At 46.5% G+C, this 891-nt stretch carries 6 tRNA genes and 1 rRNA gene; all 7 read right to left on the reverse strand.

Annotated elements, in window-relative coordinates:
• Positions 1 to 4 precede the first annotated feature (4 nt).
• Positions 5 to 93, reverse strand: a tRNA-Leu gene (locus tag LQ608_RS12330).
• 6 nt (positions 94 to 99) lie between these two features.
• Positions 100 to 174 (reverse strand) — tRNA-Gly (locus tag LQ608_RS12335).
• 31 nt (positions 175 to 205) lie between these two features.
• Positions 206 to 287: transfer RNA gene (locus LQ608_RS12340), tRNA-Leu, on the reverse strand.
• A 2-nt stretch (positions 288 to 289) separates the two neighbouring features.
• Positions 290 to 362: transfer RNA gene (locus LQ608_RS12345), tRNA-Lys, on the reverse strand.
• Between the two features lie 7 nt (positions 363 to 369).
• Positions 370 to 445: transfer RNA gene (locus LQ608_RS12350), tRNA-Thr, on the reverse strand.
• A gap of 6 nt (positions 446 to 451) precedes the next feature.
• Positions 452 to 527: transfer RNA gene (locus tag LQ608_RS12355), tRNA-Val, on the reverse strand.
• A 30-nt stretch (positions 528 to 557) separates the two neighbouring features.
• Positions 558 to 672: ribosomal RNA gene (gene rrf, locus LQ608_RS12360) — 5S ribosomal RNA — on the reverse strand.
• Between the last annotated feature and the right edge of the window lie 219 nt (positions 673 to 891).

Here is an 891-nt window from a genome sequence, read left to right on the forward strand (position 1 = left end):
AAAATGGTGCCGAGGACCGGAATCGAACCGGTACGGTAATCACTTACCGCAGGATTTTAAGTCCTGTGCGTCTGCCAGTTCCGCCACCCCGGCAAATAATGGAGCAGAAGACGGGATTCGAACCCGCGACCCCAACCTTGGCAAGGTTGTATTCTACCGCTGAACTACTTCTGCAAGATTAAATGCTTGAATCATATTAATAAAATGCGGGTGAAGGGAGTCGAACCCCCACGCCTTGCGGCGCTAGATCCTAAGTCTAGTGCGTCTGCCAATTCCGCCACACCCGCTATGAGCCATAGAGGATTCGAACCTCTGACCCTCTGATTAAAAGTCAGATGCTCTACCAACTGAGCTAATGGCTCTAAAAAATGGTGCCGGCCAGAGGACTTGAACCCCCAACCTACTGATTACAAGTCAGTTGCTCTACCAGTTGAGCTAGGCCGGCTTAAAATGGTGGAGAATGACGGGTTCGAACCGCCGACCCTCTGCTTGTAAGGCAGATGCTCTCCCAGCTGAGCTAATTCTCCATTTTAATAACATATGTATAATTATTATTTGCCCGGCAACGTCCTACTCTCGCGGAACGTAAGCCCAACTACCATCGGCGCTAAAGAGCTTAACTTCTGTGTTCGGCATGGGAACAGGTGTGACCTCTTTGCTATCGTCACCAGACAAATGTTGCTTGAGACAAGCGTTCACATACTTCCTCATCACTACTGGCTTTCGCATTCATTTACCTGAGTAAACTCATTTATCATCCATTGTGATTCGTCGTCTATAAGCGTTTTCTCTTCGCAATAACTATTAGAATGTATTGCACATTCAAAACTAGATAGTAAGCAGATTTTACGGCGTTAAACCGAGTTAAAAATTTTGATTAAGTCTTCGATC

The organism is Mammaliicoccus sp. H-M34 (assembly GCF_022386495.1).
In the GTDB taxonomy this organism is placed as follows: Bacteria; Bacillota; Bacilli; order Staphylococcales; family Staphylococcaceae; genus Mammaliicoccus; species Mammaliicoccus fleurettii.